Origin of the sequence: Neobacillus sp. KR4-4 (assembly GCF_042136325.1) — a bacterium.
Taxonomy (GTDB): domain Bacteria; phylum Bacillota; class Bacilli; order Bacillales; family Cytobacillaceae; genus Neobacillus.
The window spans coordinates 98018-113544 of the sequence record NZ_JBHHJU010000014.1 but is presented as its reverse complement, the minus strand read 5'-3'; the positions used below and the strand labels follow the sequence as shown (position 1 = coordinate 113544).

The following is a 15527-nucleotide window of genomic DNA, read 5'->3' as shown; positions in this document are numbered from 1 at the left end:
TTATACTTTTTCTAAAGTGAACAAGGCACTACAAAATACTAAAAATAATTATTAAATTATCATGAAATTAGGTTGACCTCCCTTGGCCGGAGTCAACCTTAGATTACCAGTTAAAATTTATCTAATCGACTCTTGACTTACTAAAGGTTTCAACCCAGCTGTTTCCATATAATCTTTTCCCCAGTTATACATAGCATCGAGAATCGGCATCAAGCTTCTCCCTTGCTCAGTAAGGGAGTATTCTACTTTTGGAGGAACCACGGGATAGACTTCGCGTTTTACAATCAAGTCTTCTTCCAGTTCACGCAATTGATTAACTAGCATTCTCTGTGTGATCCCTGGCATAAGAGCTTTCAGTTCACCAAATCGCTTCGTTCCCTCTTTGCCTAGATGCCATAATATAAGCATCTTCCATTTACCACCGATAACGGAAAGAGTTAATTCTTTTTCACAATTAAACATCTTATCCTGCATTCGTGACATTTCACTTCACCTCCATATTTATTATAACTCACAGTATACTTTTTTCACTATATAAAATAAAAGTATGTACTTGTAATATACTTCCATACATTATATATTAGCAGTGAATACAGAATTCTATTCTGCTGCTCAAGAAAGGAGTTAAAAAAAATGGAACAATTTAAAGCATTGATGATTGATAAAAATGAAAACGATTTTTCTGTTCAAGTCAAAAATATTACCTTAAATGAGTTACCTCAAGGTGATGTTTTAATCAAAGTTGTTTATTCTGCTATAAACTATAAAGATGGTTTAGCAAGTATTCCGAATGGGAAAATCATTACAACCTATCCCTTTATTCCAGGTATTGATTTAGCAGGGGTAGTCGTATCCTCTCAAGACCCACGTTTCCGTGAAGGGGACGAAGTCATTGCAACAAGCTATGAAATTGGTGTTTCCCATTATGGTGGTTATAGTGAATTTGCCCGAATTCCTGGTGATTGGATTGTCCAATTACCCAAAAATTTAACGTTGAAAGAATCAATGATTTTGGGGACAGCAGGTATTACTGCAGCCCTCTCCATTCAAAGGTTAGAAGATAACGGTTTAACACCAGAAAAAGGCAAAGTTCTTGTTACAGGAGCAACTGGCGGCGTAGGTAGTTTAGCTGTTTCCATGCTTTCAAAAAGAGGATACGAAGTAGTCGCTAGTACTGGTAAAAATTCTGAGCATACTTTTTTACATAAGATCGGTGCAAAAGAGATTATTTCTCGTGAAGATGTCTTTAACGGTAAAATCAAGCCCCTTGATAAACAAATATGGGCTGCGGCGGTTGATCCAGTAGGGGGGGAGACACTTGCATCCATCTTAAGTAAAATCCAATACAATGGTTCTGTTGCGGTCAGTGGTTTAACTGGTGGAGGAAGCATTCCTACCTCCGTGTTTCCGTTTATTTTACGTGGCATAAACCTTCTCGGTATTGATTCTGTTTATTGTCCAATGGATGTTCGGCAAGAACTATGGAATCGCATGACAACCGATTTAAAACCTTCTACTCTTTCTGAAATTATACAGAAAGAAATTACACTTAAAGAATTACCTCAAAACTTGCCTACTATTTTAAAAGGACAAGCAAGAGGTAGAATCATTGTAAAGATATAAAAAAAAATAAGAGAAGAGAGGGACTCAAATTCTCTCTCTTATGTTCTTACCTACTTAACATGACCACATTTTTACTTGATCTAAAGTGATCACCAAGTCAGTCATTCCAACAAACAACCCATTTTCAACGACTCCCGGTATCATGTTAAGCATTCGTTCTAACATTTCAGGCTGAACGTGCTCAGGAATTTGGCAGTCAAAAATATAGTTCCCATGATCTAATTCTTTGCCAAACTTTCGTGATCATTGGCAGAGGGAGGTTGTTCCATCCATCCCTTTTCTATTAATAGATTTATACTTATACCATCTTCAGCAATTAAGGCAACTTCGTTAATCATTCGTGCGTAATCTGCCGTTAAGTCTCTTCTTTGTCCCATTGAATGGTTATTTCGGAAACTAGTGAGATCTCTCAATATGAGCACTTAAAATGTCTTCTATTGTAATTCCAAGTAATTTCTCCAGGAACCCTATTGTTCCTATTATATTTTCCTCCGTTTACCATACTGTGTATTTATCATTTTTGCATCCAATACATTCATGGACTTCACATCCTTCTCTACCATCATATTCATTATTTTCATTACCATTTCACAAATAATGAGCTATTTTTCTTCACCTATTTTTATTGACTCTTTTTCTATTAAATGTGACAGATGTAATTTGTTAATTTTTTTCAACAACATGTCCACCAAATTCGGTACTTAATGCAGCTACCACTTTACCTGTAAAAGTATCGCTGTCTAATGAACGGTAACGCATCAAAAGAGACATTGCGATAACAGGAGTGGCTGCTTGTAAATCTAAAGCTGTTTCAACTGTCCATTTCCCTTCACCAGAAGACATGATAGCAATCAGGCAGAAGGAACTTCTTGAATCACTCAGTTAATGTCGGTACCAAGAACATCAGGTTCTTCAGGAAAGCAAATATTTATACCTATTCAGCCAGAGCATACATTCGAACAAACAAGAAAAATAAATACCTTTGTTGCACATTATTTTGCAGAGCAAATGCCGCAAAAGGTAACTCTTGAACGAGTCGTTTCCAAAAGGGGGAACAAGCTTTATTTTGATTACATGCAGCTATAGAGTGGACGGACGATGCCGGTGGGGTTACTCGGCTAGAGCCAACTCGGAAGCAAATGGGGCCAAACGCTTACCTGGTCAGAGGTAGAAGCGGGTATTAAGCCTACGGATTTTACCATTTTAAATACGAAGACAAGGATTCAAGAAAAGGGGGATTTGTTTAAGCCAGTACCAACAGAAAAACACAATCAGTCTCTAAAAATGATATTCTTAGATTTATTGAAAAAAACAAACTTTAGCTGGTCAAAAACAGTGTTAAGTCATAAAAGAGACCCCCAACCAAATCGGTTGAGAGCCTTTAAAACTCCACAATTAACGTTTTGAGAACTAAGGCGCACAGCGGGCACATTTAAGATCATTTTTTTCGCTCAGATTATATGCCTATTGAAATGTATTTTACTTCCAAAAATTCCTCAATACCGTAATGGCCGCCTTCACGTCCTAAGCCGCTTTCTTTTAATCCACCAAATGGTGCCTGTGAAACAGATGGAATACTGTCATTCACACCAACGATTCCAAATTCCAAGCCCTCACTTACACGAATCGAACATCCAAGATTTTCAGTATATACATATGCAGCTAATCCATAAGGAGAGTTATTTGCACGCTCAATCACTTCTTCTTCCGTTTTAAAGGTCGTAATCGGTGCAAGCGGTCCAAATGTTTCTTCTTTCATACAATCCATTTCATCTGTTACCCCACTTAACAACGTTGGTTCAAAATAATAGCCGTTCTTTGCAACAAGCTGATTGCCCCCTACTAATACTTCAGCGCCTTTATCGACTGCATCAGAGATATGGCTTTTCACTTTTTCTATTGCATTGTAGTTAATGAGCGGACCGATGTCAGTACCTTCTTCAAAGCCGCTACCGACTTTTAATAACGCAGCTGCTGCAGCGAACTCTTGTATAAATGATGCAGCGATGCCTTCTTGCACATAAATACGATTTGTACATATACATGTTTGACCTGCATTTCGGAATTTTGATTGAATAACGCCCTCGACCGCTTTTTTGATATTGGCATCAGACATAACAATGAACGGAGCATGACCGCCCAATTCAAGCGAAACCTTTTTCACGGTATCTGCTGCACGCCTCATCAAATATTTCCCCACTTCCGTAGATCCGGTAAAGGTAATCTTCTTTACACGTGGATCATCTAGCCAAACATTTCCGATTTCTTTCGGATCTCCTGTAACCACATTGATAACCCCTTTGGGGATACCTGCTTCGTGTGCGAAGTTCGCTAATAGCAAAGCGGTTAACGGAGTAGATTCTGCTGGTTTAACAACAACCGTACAACCAGCCGCTAATGCCGGGGCTACTTTTCTTGTAATCATAGCCGCAGGAAAGTTCCAAGGCGTAATCGCTGCGACAACGCCAACTGGCTGTTTTTGAATAAGCAGGCGTTTATGTGAATGAGAAGCTGGAATCGTTTCCCCATATACACGCTTAGCTTCCTCAGCATACCATGATAAAAAACTATTGGCATACTGCACTTCACTTAGTGCTTCTTTTAATGGTTTTCCTTGTTCCATCGTCATCGTTTTAGCAATTTCTTCTTGATTTTGCTCGATGAGAGTAAACCAATTTTTTAAGTATTCACTGCGTTCATATGCTGTTGTTTTCGACCACGTAGAAAATGCTGCATGTGCCGCATTTACTGCAATTTTTGCTTCGTCACTCCCACCATTTGGAACTGACGCAATGATTTCTTTTGTGGCGGGATTTTCCACTTCTAATACGTTACGGGTGTTAAACCACTCGCCGTTTATGTACATGTTGTAATGTTTCATCCTTCTTTCGTCTCCTTTTTACTTAAATACTTGTCATCTGTTATAAAAGGATAAAAAATAACAGAAGAGACGACTTAGCGCCTCCCCTGTATGATATCAAACAAAACTTGACGGTCTATTTTATTACTAATGCTTTTTCTTTCATTAAGATATCTTGAAGAACTTCTTCTAAGTATTTAACAAATACCTCATAATTTTCACTCATTGGAAAATGCCCGATTCCCTTCATTTCCACAAATTTTGCTCCAGAGATTTGATCGGCAGTACGTTTTGAATCCGCAGGAGTAGATAGGTAATCATATTCACCTGTCATTAAATATACAGGGCATTTTTCAGCATCGATTAGGTGTAGTTTTCCACGAAGGTCATGATCAACACTATAGAAATAAAGATCCCCCTTAAAAACACCTGGTGCTCCTTGGCTATAATACCACCATGTTAGACGACGATCTTTTTCAGGGCTTTGTGGCGCCATAAGACCCCAGGTCCCAGATGCACAAACCTCTCCGCCATGCGTATGAGGATGGTTCCACCAATCCACGAAATAGCCTGGAGTATAATCGGCTCCTTCGACAGGAATGGTTGCTCTAAAGTAATCCGGGTATTCAAGAGCGAGTTGCAGGGCTACATTTCCACCAAACGAACTTCCCATGAATACAGGATTTTCAAGTTCAAGCTCCTCACAAAAACTTCTAACAAATTGAAGAAACCACTGGGTAGTAAGTTTATATTCTTCCTTCCACCACTCAACAGCATGTGGAGGATCTGATTTTCCATGACGTGGTAAATCATAAGCAATAACCCTGAAATTTTTGGTTATGTTTCCATCCTCTAAAAGTCCGCGCCACTGGCGGTTATCAGAACCTGCCGTATGTTGACAAACAAGAGGGATACCTCGGCCATTTTCCTCAAAGTAAACCTTGTATTCAACATCTTGTACATTTACGTAAACATAACGACCTTTAACCGTAGATAATTTACTCATTTTTCATCCTCCTTTTTATGCTACTGTAAGTTGAACTTCTCTTGTTACATCTAGAAGGCGAGTCATTGCCCGTAGGTTTGCCATTAACTCCTTGATATCGCCATCTATCTGTAAGTTACCTTGGAACATGGCAGCGAATAATTCGTGATACATTGGAGGTGGAGTCGGCTGAGTAAACTTCACCCAAGCGTCTTCTGTTCCACGGATTGCAAATTTCCAAGGTTCGAGTGGAGTTGGATTTGAAATAATATTCTTAATTTTTCCTTCTAAAACTTCAATCACGTAACTCTTTGGGCCAATCTGCCAAAGGAATTTTGTAGTGAAGTACTTTCCAATAACATTAAGTTCCTGGTCATTGTTTACCGTTTTCTGGAACTGACCCATCCATTCTATTGTTCCAACATGCATATTGCTTGTCCCCCTTATGAAATTGTTAGCCTTATAAGCGGCTACACTATTTATTAATGCAATTACCATGCCAATTAATTATAGTATTCAAAATAGAGGGAAAAAGCAGATTAGAACAGTCCTGTTCATTTTTTAATACAAGATTCCGCCTTCATATCGTGTATATTTGACCGGTCTATGTTCGGACGAGTGAACAGTATATATACCATTTATTCGATACTATATTTTTGGATTTTCCGATACAAAGCACTGCGAGATATACCCATTTCCTTTGCAGCCTCAGTACGATTGCCATTCGTTTTGTGGAGAATGTATGTGATATATTCACGCTCACTAGTTTTTTCAGCTGATTGGTCTGCTCTTAAAAACTCATGTGCATGAAATGAATCGAACGTATCTTCATCGTGTAGATAAACAATTCGTTCAATTACATTTCTGAGTTCCCTTAAATTCCCCGGCCATGTATGTTGTTGAAATAAACTAATTGCTTTTGCAGTGAGGGAGATTTTTTTTCGTTGCGCTTTTTCGCAAGCTTTGAACAACATGGTATTAAAAATACTTTCTAAATCTTCGATTCGTTCTCTTAAAGAAGGGATCTTTATATTAAACACGTTTAAGCGATAGTAAAGATCTTCTCGGAATTCCCCTTTTTCAACTAGTTCTTTCATATTTTTATTTGTAGCAGCTAAAAAACGTACATTAACTGGAATTGGTGTAGTACTGCCAACCCTTATGACTTGTTTCTCTTCCAAAGTTCTAAGAAGAGTAGCTTGTAAATCTAATGGCAAATCTGCTATTTCATCTAAGAATATTGTGCCTTTGTTAGACGCTTCAATTTTCCCTTGATTCCCTTTGAGTTTAGCACCTGTAAAGGCCCCGCCTTCATAACCAAATAACTCTGTACTAATTAGTTCTCGCGGCAATGCTGCACAATTAATTGCGGTATAAGGATAGTCCCTTCTTTTGCTTTGATTGTGAATAAAACGAGCCATATAATCTTTCCCTACTCCACTTTCCCCTTGTATAAGAATGCTTGCATCACTTTTTGAAACCTTTACAGCCATTTGTATGGTCTTCTCAAAAGCTTCATTTTTAGTATTAAAGGCAAAATAATCGGGGTTTACTATAGTATTGGGTAAAGTTAACTTTGTTTTGGGATGTATAAATATGACGGTAGCTAACTGTTTGTCTTTACTCAATATTACTTCTGAATCGATAGCAAATTTCTTCCCATCCACTTCAATTTCATTCAATACCGAACCATTATCAAAATTACTAAATATTTTCTTTTCTTTTGATTTCAAATCAAATTTGTTTTTTTCAAACAACATTAAAAAGTCTTGAGCCGGCTTATTTTTGAATAACTCAATACCATTTTTATCAAACGAAATAATACCTGTTTTTTCGTTCAACTTATTAACGTAGTCGGTTAATACACTTGATAAAACCTGTTCTTTGATTTTTGTTTTATTAAACTGGTATCTTTCCGTAACGGCACGAGCACCGGCACCTGCCAGTGTATATAACTCTTTCAAATCATTTTTGGGACCTATGCGGCAAACGTCAAATGTTCCTATATAAACTCCATCAACAAAAATAGGACATGCAGAACAATCCCAGCCCCGAAGAGCTAAACAGTAATGCTCATTCCCTGAAGTAGCCATAGCAGTCCGTGTTCTAAGCGCAATTGATAATCCTGTAGAACCAACATTTTCTTCTGTCCATCGTGCCCCAGGACATATTCCGGACCGGTCAGCTAATTTTTGTGATTTATGATCGGCCATCACTTCTAATAAATATCCATCTGCATCCGCAAGCAAAAGAAGGTATCCTCCCCCTTTTAAACGTTTACAAAATTCCTCCATAACTGGTACTGCGGCGTTAATCAGGTCGAAATTTTTTTGTTGTCTGCTTACAAAATCACTTTGTTTAAGATGTGAAAAAATTTCTTCCTTTTCATAGGAAACGCCCAATTGCTTACACCTATTCCACGAATCTAAAATTTCTTCTCTTACGTTGATATTAGTAGTTCCCTCAAGAACAAACTGTGTCCAATTCTCATCTGCCATTGTCATATATATTCCTCTCCGCAAAACTGAATTTTTTATATCCTGTTACAGTCAATGTATATATTTACCAGATCCAATAGCCTTGATAAGGTTCAAAAAAAAAGTTTCTTGTTTTGATGTGAACCGAATATTAACGAATATGGATAAAGCCCTTTTCTAGTATCGGGAAGGGTTTTTTTTACATTTTAAAGATCTCTCATTAAAGCTTTCTATAAATTTTCATCATAAAAATGCCATTTTATCAGCTATTTCATCCAGAACCATTCCGCTTTAAGATAAAGGCATAATCAAGTTTATTCTTTGATGTTGAAGGACGACCCTCGAGTCTTCCTTTCATCATACCAAAATTAATAGAATCCACTTCCTTTGAACAAATCGTATCAAAAAGGATTTTTAAAGTAAATTTTACAGTATTAATTGTTAGATTATTTTGTCTATATTGTCACACCATACATCAAGTGGTCTAGGGATTTCCCAAATAAACAAGACCCCCAACCAAATGGGTTAAGAGCCTTTGAAACCTAAAACCTATAACAGTAAGTAATAATTAGGAAAATTCTCCCCCTCTTGAAAGTAGTTGCAGTTAATAGAGGAGATTGGAGTAGATTTATGATATTTATTCTCAAAGCACACTCGATTAGCAACATTATATTTTCGAGGGATTACCTGAGTTCTTATATTAAGTCTTCTAAGGATCTCCTTAGTGTCCTTGGATACATATTTCTTATTTCTTGGTTTTCCATCCCGTCTTTTTAAGGTGGAATCTTAAACAATTGGAATTTTTGGATTGAAGCATCAGAATACGCTACAAACATTCCATCCCACCTAAATATGATTTAATACTAGCTTAATTGTACTAAACCAGAAGTTTACTGGAACACGATTGAAGAAACTAGAAAAACGAAGAAATATCAAGGAAATCTCATTAAATAATTGGATTTGCGGGTAAATTCACTTTTTTAAAGATTAAAGAGAACAGTCATTTGACTGCTCTCTTTCACTTTCCTAAATATATTTCAAGGAAGATTCAACCTCTGGGAAGGTCAACTATAATGAAGCTTAAATCATTTCATTCAAAACTCGTTTTTAAAAAGCAAACGATGATTACGATAGGGATTCCTAGACCGCCTATAGGTGGGTCTTGCCTTTTCCCCCTCTTGAGCCACTTTCTTTGTGTAGTAGGCAATGTGCTTCATTTGCTTATTCATTCTCATTGCTTCTTAAAAAGTAATAGAAGTAAGCTAATCACACCATTCCGCTACTTAGTGAAGGGAGGGCTCATAGTTAAAAAGCAATTGGCTCCATGTGCTCGCTTTCCGCGGGCGAGCCGGGAGCCTCCTCAGCGCTGCATCTGGAGTAAATCTTCCCAATACCTCTGTTGATATACACATTCAATCCCTTCTCTCTTGTCTATCCTCAAAATTTCTATAAAATGTCCAAAGGCATTTTTCTAGTCGGTTGCGGAAATACTTCATCAAGTCTATTTAAATCCTCTTTTGTTAATTCAATAATAGCAGCTTCCGCATTTGCTAGTACATGTTCTTCTTGAACAGCTTTTGGAATAGCCAGACAATTGTTAGAACGGATTGTCCAAGCGAGAGCGATTTGTAAGGGTTGTACAGTGTATTTTTCTGCAATCTCTAAAATGGTTGGATCCGTTAACAGTTGTCTTCTTAAAGAACCTCCTTGAGCTAGCGGGCTATATGCCATAATAGGCATGTGATGTTCTCGCTGCCATGGTAAGAGATCATACTCTATACCCCTTGAACCAAGATGATATAATACTTGATTAATCATACAATTTTTTCCGTTAGTGGTGTTCCATAACTCTTTCATATCATCGGAATCAAAATTGGAGACTCCCCACCTTACTATTTTTCCTTCCTTGCGTAGCTTTTCCATTCCTTCAATGGTTTCTGCTAATGGCACACGTCCTCGCCAGTGTAAAAGGTACAAATCAAGAAGTTCGGTTCCCAGCCTTTTTAGACTGTTTTCACACGCTTTGGCAATCATATCTAATCCTGCATGATGAGGATACACCTTTGATACTAAAAAGACGTCATCTCTTCGTCCTTTAATTGCTTCACCTACTAAGCGTTCAGAATCGCCATCACCATACATTTCCGCCGTATCTATTAGTTTCATGCCTAATTCTATTCCGAGTTGTAAAGCTTTGATTTCCCTTTCTCTCATTTGAGGATTTTCTCCCATGTACCAAGTTCCTTGTCCTATTCTTGGCATAGAAGTTCCATCAGGCAATGTAACTACACGACTTTCAAGGGAATTTTTTATTTTTGTTAATTTATTTTCGTCCTGTACACTCATTAAAAATCAACACTTCCTTTTGTATCTTTTTCATGTACCTAATAACAAAAAAGGCGGCAATACTCTTTTGCAGTATTGCCGCCAGTAAATTACTTAATTCTTAACTTATTTCTATTTTAGTTAGAACCGCTGCTTGGCAGGGTGATAAGCTTCAATTCAACATCCATTTAGGCCATTATACTAAGTGGGCTCCACCATCAATAAGAACAGCCGTACCAGTAGTAAAACCATTTTTAGCAAGGTATACATAGGTTTCAGCTATGTCTTCCGGCTTTGCAATCCGTCCAACAGGGAGCTGTTGTGCAATGCCGTTGAACAGTGCTTGCCTCTGATCATCTGGCATTCCTGCATAGATTGGAGTGTCTACAATTCCAGGTGAAACCACGTTTACCCTAATAGGGGCTAGGTCTACGGAAAGTCCTCGAACCAATCCTTCAATGGCTGAATTGATTGCCGCTAACGTAGTAGCGCCTTGAGGAGGACGAACGCCATATACACCAGAGGTTAAGGTGATTGAGCTCTCATTGTTTAAATATGGAAGTGCTGAGCGGACGGTAATATATTGCCCCCAGAACTTACTATCAAACGCCTCTTTAGCACTTGCCACAGGCAATTCGCTAAAGTGCCCCATTGCGCCTTCTCCTGCTGTTACCACAAGGTGGTCAAATTTTCCAACCTTGCTGAAAAATTCTGCTACTTTTTCTTCGCTTCGAAAATCGATTTCATTTCCTTCTACATTGCCACCAAGAACTTGTTTTGCTTCATTTAATTTGGAAACAGAACGGCTGGCAATGATCACTTGAGCTGATTGATCGAGAAACGCTTTGGCAGTTGCTAAACCAATACCAGAAGTACCCCCTAAAACAACTACTCGTTTACCATTTAATGACATAGTAAAACCCCTTTCTTATTAAAACCTTTTTTGTATTGAAATTTATTGTGAAATATTAATTTCTAAAACGATACTATTGAGTACTTACGCTATTATTCAGCTAATAATTTTAAGGATTCACGATTAAAGGCAGGAATGTCATCCGGAAAACGGCTTGTTACAATATTATTGCTTACCACAACTTCTTCATCTTTGTAGTTAGCACCTGCATTTTTGAGATCATTCCTTATTGATTTGAAACCTGTTATGTCGACGCCTTTTAATAGGTCTGTATCAATTAATACTTGTGGGCCATGGCAAATGGCAAAAACAGGTTTACCTTCTTGTATAAATGCTTTTGCAAATTCACCAAAACGGTCGTCTTCTCGTAATAAATCGGGAGAGAAGCCGCCAGGGATGAGTAAAGCATCAAAGTCTTGAGGATTAACTTCCCCAATTCCTTTATCTATTTTTACTACTTCACCTTTTTTACCAGTAATATCTTTTCCAGCCTGTATGTCGATTGTGATCACTTGATGACCAGCATCTTTAAATGCTTGTGCTGGTTCTGTGAATTCTACATCTTCAAATAAGTCTGTTATTAGTGTAGCGATTTTTTTGCTCATTATGATGAGCCCCCTTATAATTGTAAAAGCATCGTTGGTATTATTCTCATTTAACACAATAAATACAGTAATCTACTGTGTTTATTATATGATACTGCTAGATATATGAAGGTATAAAAACATTTAGTATCGCTCTGTCACGTGTTTAATGATGGTGATGCCCTTTGGAAGAATTCGTGATGTCAAATCCTGCTTGCGGCACATAGAAATACTTGATTCAAACCCCATCTAAAAACGGTTCCCTTTTATCAAGTAAAACATCAATGCCTTTGTTTGTTTTCAAAATTTCATCATGGTCCGTGGGCGTATCAAGTTTTACTTCATAATGGGCATGGTCCCCATGGTCCAATGTAACGTAGACACGAACCATTTTCCCTTCAGCCTCTTCACTTTCCAACATTTGTTTCAGCACTTTAGCAGCATTTCGGTTAATTTTGCAGTTCATATCATTGTCTCCTATTCTAACAACTTTTATCTTTTTAATTAAGGAATCCTGTAAACAACCTCATAACCTGATTTCACGGTTTCATCCATATTCAATTCCCTAGAAAAATCAAAAAGGTTTCCTTGCTGATGTCCTCCTTTTTACCTTTCGCTTTTTGTAATTTCTGCCAGAAGCTCGTATGAATGCAGGCGAGCTTTGTGGTCGTAAACTTGGGCAATGGCCATGATTTCATCTGCCTGGCTCTCCTCCAAAAATGTATGCAGCTTGTCCTTTACCGTCTGCTGACTGCCAACATTCGATGAGCCTAATTGCTGCTCGAGAGCCTTTAATTGGTAGCTGCTGGCCACTTCGGATATGTCATCTACCGGTGGTTGAAGCGGTGTAAGGTTGCCACTCATCAGATTCAAAAATTGCTGCTGTATTGTTGTAAAAAGGCGCTTTGCCTCTTTATCCGTTTCTGCTGTAATGATATTCAATGCCACCATCGCATACGGCTTATCGAGAACATTCGAAGGCTTAAACGCCTTGCGATAGATCTGTAGAGCACCCAGAGTGTTAAGTGGCGAGAAATGGGCGGCAAACGCGAATGGCAAACCCAGTTCTCCGGCCAGCTGCGCACTGAAGCCGCTTGAACCCAGCAGCCAGACTGGAATATTCAAACCTTCACCTGGAATCGCTTTTATAGGGTTCCCTTGTGCCAGTGATGGATCAAAGTAACCGCGGAGTTCCGCTAATTGCTCAGGAAAGTCATCTCCGGTACTTCCCAAGTCGCGTCTCAATGCACGAGCGGTCCCCTGATCTGTACCGGGTGCCCGCCCCAGACCAAGGTCAATTCGCCCAGGATATAATGATTCAAGAGTGCCAAACTGCTCAGCGATGACGAGCGGTGCGTGATTCGGCAGCATGATTCCTCCTGAACCAATCCTGATTTTTGATGTACCTGCTGCCACATGGGACATCACCACAGAAGTGGCGGAACTGGCGATAAACGGCATATTATGATGTTCTGCGAGCCAAAAACGGTTGTAACCAAGTTTTTCAGCAAGCTGTGCGAGTTCCAATGTATGGCGGAAAGAGTCAGCAGGAGTACTTCCGGCTGTTATCGGTGAAAGATCAAGCACCGAGAATGGAATTTCGTTTAGTTTATTTGCATGTTTAGACATAAGTTCATCTTCTTCCCTATCTAATTTTTTAAAAAACTAATCTAATACTGGAATTTTATGCGTCGGAAAGTAAGGCAACACAAACTCTCCAAGCTCCTGGATGACTTCCTCGGGAGGGCGCTTTGAAAAATACAATACAAATGCCAGGTGATTGACACCAATGGATTGAAATTGATATAGAATTTCTAATAACTGTTTGCGCCCTACACGAAATCCTAACGGAATCGGAACAGGAAACGAATCGATATTTTCCGATAAATCGATAAATAAAGTCTGAGTGAAAGGTTTAAACACTCCTGGAGCGTGAATTTCCGACAACTCGCGATATTCGTTAATCAATTGAGTTTGTTGTGGGAAAATCCTCGGGTACTGGATCCAGCCGTCCCCATTCTGGGCGATCCATTCAATCGATTGATTGCTGAATCCTGTCACCATGGTCGGAATCGAAGAAAAAGGTTTGGGGATCATTCTCATATCCGTTCCATCGATGATGCCTAAATCGCTGTTGATTGTCGGATTGTCCTCCTTTAACAGCCGTTCAAGGAATGCATAATTCTTTTTAAACAGCCCTCCACTTTCCAGCTTGGATATTCCCAAAGCTGTGAAATCTTTATCCCGGTCTCCTGAAGCCACTCCCATGATCAGGCGTTCAGGAAACAACCGGTCAATAGATGATGCTTCCTTTGCCACTCGGACAGGATGGCGCAGCGGGAGGACCACACTCGCCGTCCCAAGTGCAATATCCTTGGTATGGGCCGCAAGATAGGTCAAATAAATCCATACATCATACATTTGACCATTATCATCAATATTCAAATTCTGAATCGTAACGTCCCGAAGCCACAATGCCGCGAAACCATGGTCTTCAATTTTGCGGGCAAGCGACAGCTGATTTTCCATAATCGGATATTTGGACATCCTTGCCGTCGGAATCGCGAAACCAAGCGTCATTTTATCCTGTTGGTACAACCTGTTAAATGCTCGATGCTGTAATAAACTCACTTCAATTCTCCTTATATTTTTGTACCAATGTATTTTTCGAACTTTTTAATCGTCTCCTCATTACGGCGATAATACGTCCATTGTCCGATTCGCTTCATTTCAACCAGTCTGCTTTGCAGCAGAATCGATAAATACTGTGAAGTAGTGGATTGCGAAATCCCGGCCTTGCTTCGGATATCCCCTACGCAAACCCCGCCTTCAAATCCTTCATCAGCAATAATATGGGCTTGCGGTGAAAAATGACTGTCGGGATCTTTTAACATTTGAAGAATGCTCACCCTCGTCTGGTTCGACAATGCCTTAAAAATTTCAACGGCTTGTTCATCATTTAAGCGTTCCAATTCCTGCTTCAATGTCATTTGCCTCTTTCTATATCGATTATCACTATCCCAATGGAAGCTGGATAGATGATCTGAAAGTATAACGCCAAATCGGTAATTCGCGATATTAATATATTAGCCATCTGGTCCGTCCAAATCAAAAGATTTGTTTCGAAGGAGATACGGCGAAAAACTCCCATCTTAAAAAAGACGACTAAAAAACCTGCATATAACAGGTTTTTCCGACGGTTCCGCCACTCCATCTTTGTAAACTTATTCCATTATCTTTAGCTTATACACTTCTCTAGTTGATACAAGGTCTGCAATATTGTTCCTGTATTCCTGATAATGAGCCGACTGAATATGGTGTTCCAGCGCTTCCTCATCCTTCCACACTTCATATAAAACAAAAGTTTGGTCTTCAGATTGGTGCAAGTCATACTTTATACAACCCGCCTCTTCCCTTGATGCAGCTTGGACCTTTTTGAGTTCTGATAATAGTTGCCCCTGCAGGCCTTCTTTTGGTTTTAATACAGCAGTAATTACAATATGCTCCATTTTCATCCCCCTTAATAATGAATAGTTTGTCCGTGTTACGATATTTATAAAGTTTTACTAGGTCGTCTTTTAAAGGTATATTTTTTACACGATGCTGGGTTCATATTGAATCAGAGTTAATTTTTGGTGTATTTTTCTTACATTTGGATAGCCGAAAGCCTACGAACCCGAATAATGGACACTTAAAAAAAGTCCCTTATTCGGGTTATTGTTTTCGCTGGACAAAAACCCGTTTATAATCATTTAGAGGA

The 15527-nt window shown here is 38.8% G+C and carries 15 protein-coding genes and 3 pseudogenes; 2 read left to right on the top strand and 16 right to left on the bottom strand.

Going from position 1 to position 15527, the window contains the following annotated elements:
* Positions 1-117: 117 nt before the first annotated feature.
* On the bottom strand, positions 118-483 hold the full coding sequence (gene hxlR / locus ACE198_RS15780; RefSeq protein WP_098575191.1) for a transcriptional activator HxlR: 366 nt from the start codon (positions 481-483) through the stop codon (positions 118-120).
* Between the two features lie 150 nt (positions 484-633).
* Between hxlR and ACE198_RS15775 the strand changes: the two genes are divergently transcribed.
* Entirely contained in the window at positions 634-1623 is a 990-nt protein-coding gene (locus ACE198_RS15775) for an NADPH:quinone oxidoreductase family protein (protein ID WP_251455819.1), read from the top strand.
* Between the two features lie 54 nt (positions 1624-1677).
* On the opposite strand, the pseudogene ACE198_RS15770 reads toward ACE198_RS15775, so the two are convergent.
* The 3 genes and pseudogenes from ACE198_RS15770 to ACE198_RS15760 form a co-directional block, all read right to left on the bottom strand.
* Positions 1678-1830: pseudogene (locus ACE198_RS15770) on the bottom strand (ribose-5-phosphate isomerase A); the annotation flags it as partial.
* A gap of 11 nt (positions 1831-1841) precedes the next feature.
* Positions 1842-2045, bottom strand: a complete 204-nt coding sequence (locus ACE198_RS15765; RefSeq protein WP_375376188.1) for a DUF3231 family protein — start codon at positions 2043-2045, stop codon at positions 1842-1844.
* Between the two features lie 241 nt (positions 2046-2286).
* Positions 2287-2463, bottom strand: a pseudogene (locus tag ACE198_RS15760) (phosphogluconate dehydrogenase (NAD(+)-dependent, decarboxylating)); the annotation flags it as partial.
* A gap of 45 nt (positions 2464-2508) precedes the next feature.
* Here ACE198_RS15760 and ligD point away from each other — a divergent pair.
* The gene (ligD, locus tag ACE198_RS15755) at positions 2509-2709 is read left to right on the top strand and encodes a non-homologous end-joining DNA ligase LigD (RefSeq protein ID WP_375376187.1); all 201 of its coding nucleotides are present in this window, start codon (positions 2509-2511) and stop codon (positions 2707-2709) included.
* A gap of 370 nt (positions 2710-3079) precedes the next feature.
* Here ligD and ACE198_RS15750 read toward each other — a convergent pair whose 3' ends face one another.
* From ACE198_RS15750 to ACE198_RS15695, 12 genes and pseudogenes are all read right to left on the bottom strand, one after another.
* Positions 3080-4489, bottom strand: a complete 1410-nt coding sequence (locus ACE198_RS15750) for an NAD-dependent succinate-semialdehyde dehydrogenase (protein ID WP_251456709.1) — start codon at positions 4487-4489, stop codon at positions 3080-3082.
* A gap of 130 nt (positions 4490-4619) precedes the next feature.
* Entirely contained in the window at positions 4620-5489 is an 870-nt protein-coding gene (locus tag ACE198_RS15745) for an alpha/beta fold hydrolase (RefSeq protein ID WP_251455826.1), read from the bottom strand.
* A 15-nt stretch (positions 5490-5504) separates the two neighbouring features.
* On the bottom strand, positions 5505-5897 hold the full coding sequence (locus tag ACE198_RS15740) for a hypothetical protein (RefSeq protein ID WP_375376186.1): 393 nt from the start codon (positions 5895-5897) through the stop codon (positions 5505-5507).
* Positions 5898-6106: 209 nt separating this feature from the next.
* Positions 6107-7972 (bottom strand): sigma-54-dependent Fis family transcriptional regulator, encoded by a 1866-nt coding sequence (locus ACE198_RS15735; protein ID WP_251455830.1) that lies wholly within the window; start codon positions 7970-7972, stop codon positions 6107-6109.
* Positions 7973-9391: 1419 nt separating this feature from the next.
* Positions 9392-10291, bottom strand: coding sequence for an aldo/keto reductase (locus ACE198_RS15730; RefSeq protein ID WP_251455832.1), 900 nt, complete (start codon positions 10289-10291; stop codon positions 9392-9394).
* 175 nt (positions 10292-10466) lie between these two features.
* Complete coding sequence (locus tag ACE198_RS15725; protein WP_251455834.1) at positions 10467-11183, bottom strand: SDR family oxidoreductase; 717 nt, start codon at positions 11181-11183, stop codon at positions 10467-10469.
* A gap of 92 nt (positions 11184-11275) precedes the next feature.
* Positions 11276-11788, bottom strand: coding sequence for a type 1 glutamine amidotransferase domain-containing protein (locus ACE198_RS15720; RefSeq protein ID WP_375376185.1), 513 nt, complete (start codon positions 11786-11788; stop codon positions 11276-11278).
* Between the two features lie 145 nt (positions 11789-11933).
* Positions 11934-12233: pseudogene (locus tag ACE198_RS15715) on the bottom strand (iron-sulfur cluster assembly accessory protein).
* 140 nt (positions 12234-12373) lie between these two features.
* Complete coding sequence (locus tag ACE198_RS15710; protein ID WP_375376184.1) at positions 12374-13396, bottom strand: LLM class flavin-dependent oxidoreductase; 1023 nt, start codon at positions 13394-13396, stop codon at positions 12374-12376.
* Between the two features lie 36 nt (positions 13397-13432).
* Positions 13433-14398 (bottom strand): TIGR03571 family LLM class oxidoreductase, encoded by a 966-nt coding sequence (locus ACE198_RS15705; RefSeq protein WP_251455840.1) that lies wholly within the window; start codon positions 14396-14398, stop codon positions 13433-13435.
* 11 nt (positions 14399-14409) lie between these two features.
* A complete protein-coding gene (locus tag ACE198_RS15700; RefSeq protein ID WP_098575185.1) occupies positions 14410-14757 on the bottom strand; it encodes an ArsR/SmtB family transcription factor in 348 nt (115 codons plus the stop codon).
* A gap of 234 nt (positions 14758-14991) precedes the next feature.
* Complete coding sequence (locus tag ACE198_RS15695) at positions 14992-15276, bottom strand: putative quinol monooxygenase (protein ID WP_098575183.1); 285 nt, start codon at positions 15274-15276, stop codon at positions 14992-14994.
* Between the last annotated feature and the right edge of the window lie 251 nt (positions 15277-15527).

Excerpts from the sequence above, each read along its gene's own strand:
- hxlR (WP_098575191.1), bottom strand. The coding sequence starts at position 483 with ATGTCACGAATGCAGGATAAGATGTTTAATTGTGAAAAAGAATTAACT.
- ACE198_RS15775 (WP_251455819.1), top strand. The coding sequence starts at position 634 with ATGGAACAATTTAAAGCATTGATGATTGATAAAAATGAAAACGATTTT.
- ligD (WP_375376187.1), top strand. The coding sequence starts at position 2,509 with ATGTCGGTACCAAGAACATCAGGTTCTTCAGGAAAGCAAATATTTATA.
- ACE198_RS15750 (WP_251456709.1), bottom strand. The coding sequence starts at position 4,489 with ATGTACATAAACGGCGAGTGGTTTAACACCCGTAACGTATTAGAAGTG.
- ACE198_RS15745 (WP_251455826.1), bottom strand. The coding sequence starts at position 5,489 with ATGAGTAAATTATCTACGGTTAAAGGTCGTTATGTTTACGTAAATGTA.
- ACE198_RS15740 (WP_375376186.1), bottom strand. The coding sequence starts at position 5,897 with ATGCATGTTGGAACAATAGAATGGATGGGTCAGTTCCAGAAAACGGTA.
- ACE198_RS15735 (WP_251455830.1), bottom strand. The coding sequence starts at position 7,972 with ATGACAATGGCAGATGAGAATTGGACACAGTTTGTTCTTGAGGGAACT.
- ACE198_RS15730 (WP_251455832.1), bottom strand. The coding sequence starts at position 10,291 with ATGAGTGTACAGGACGAAAATAAATTAACAAAAATAAAAAATTCCCTT.
- ACE198_RS15725 (WP_251455834.1), bottom strand. The coding sequence starts at position 11,183 with ATGTCATTAAATGGTAAACGAGTAGTTGTTTTAGGGGGTACTTCTGGT.
- ACE198_RS15720 (WP_375376185.1), bottom strand. The coding sequence starts at position 11,788 with ATGAGCAAAAAAATCGCTACACTAATAACAGACTTATTTGAAGATGTA.
- ACE198_RS15710 (WP_375376184.1), bottom strand. The coding sequence starts at position 13,396 with ATGTCTAAACATGCAAATAAACTAAACGAAATTCCATTCTCGGTGCTT.
- ACE198_RS15700 (WP_098575185.1), bottom strand. The coding sequence starts at position 14,757 with ATGACATTGAAGCAGGAATTGGAACGCTTAAATGATGAACAAGCCGTT.
- ACE198_RS15695 (WP_098575183.1), bottom strand. The coding sequence starts at position 15,276 with ATGGAGCATATTGTAATTACTGCTGTATTAAAACCAAAAGAAGGCCTG.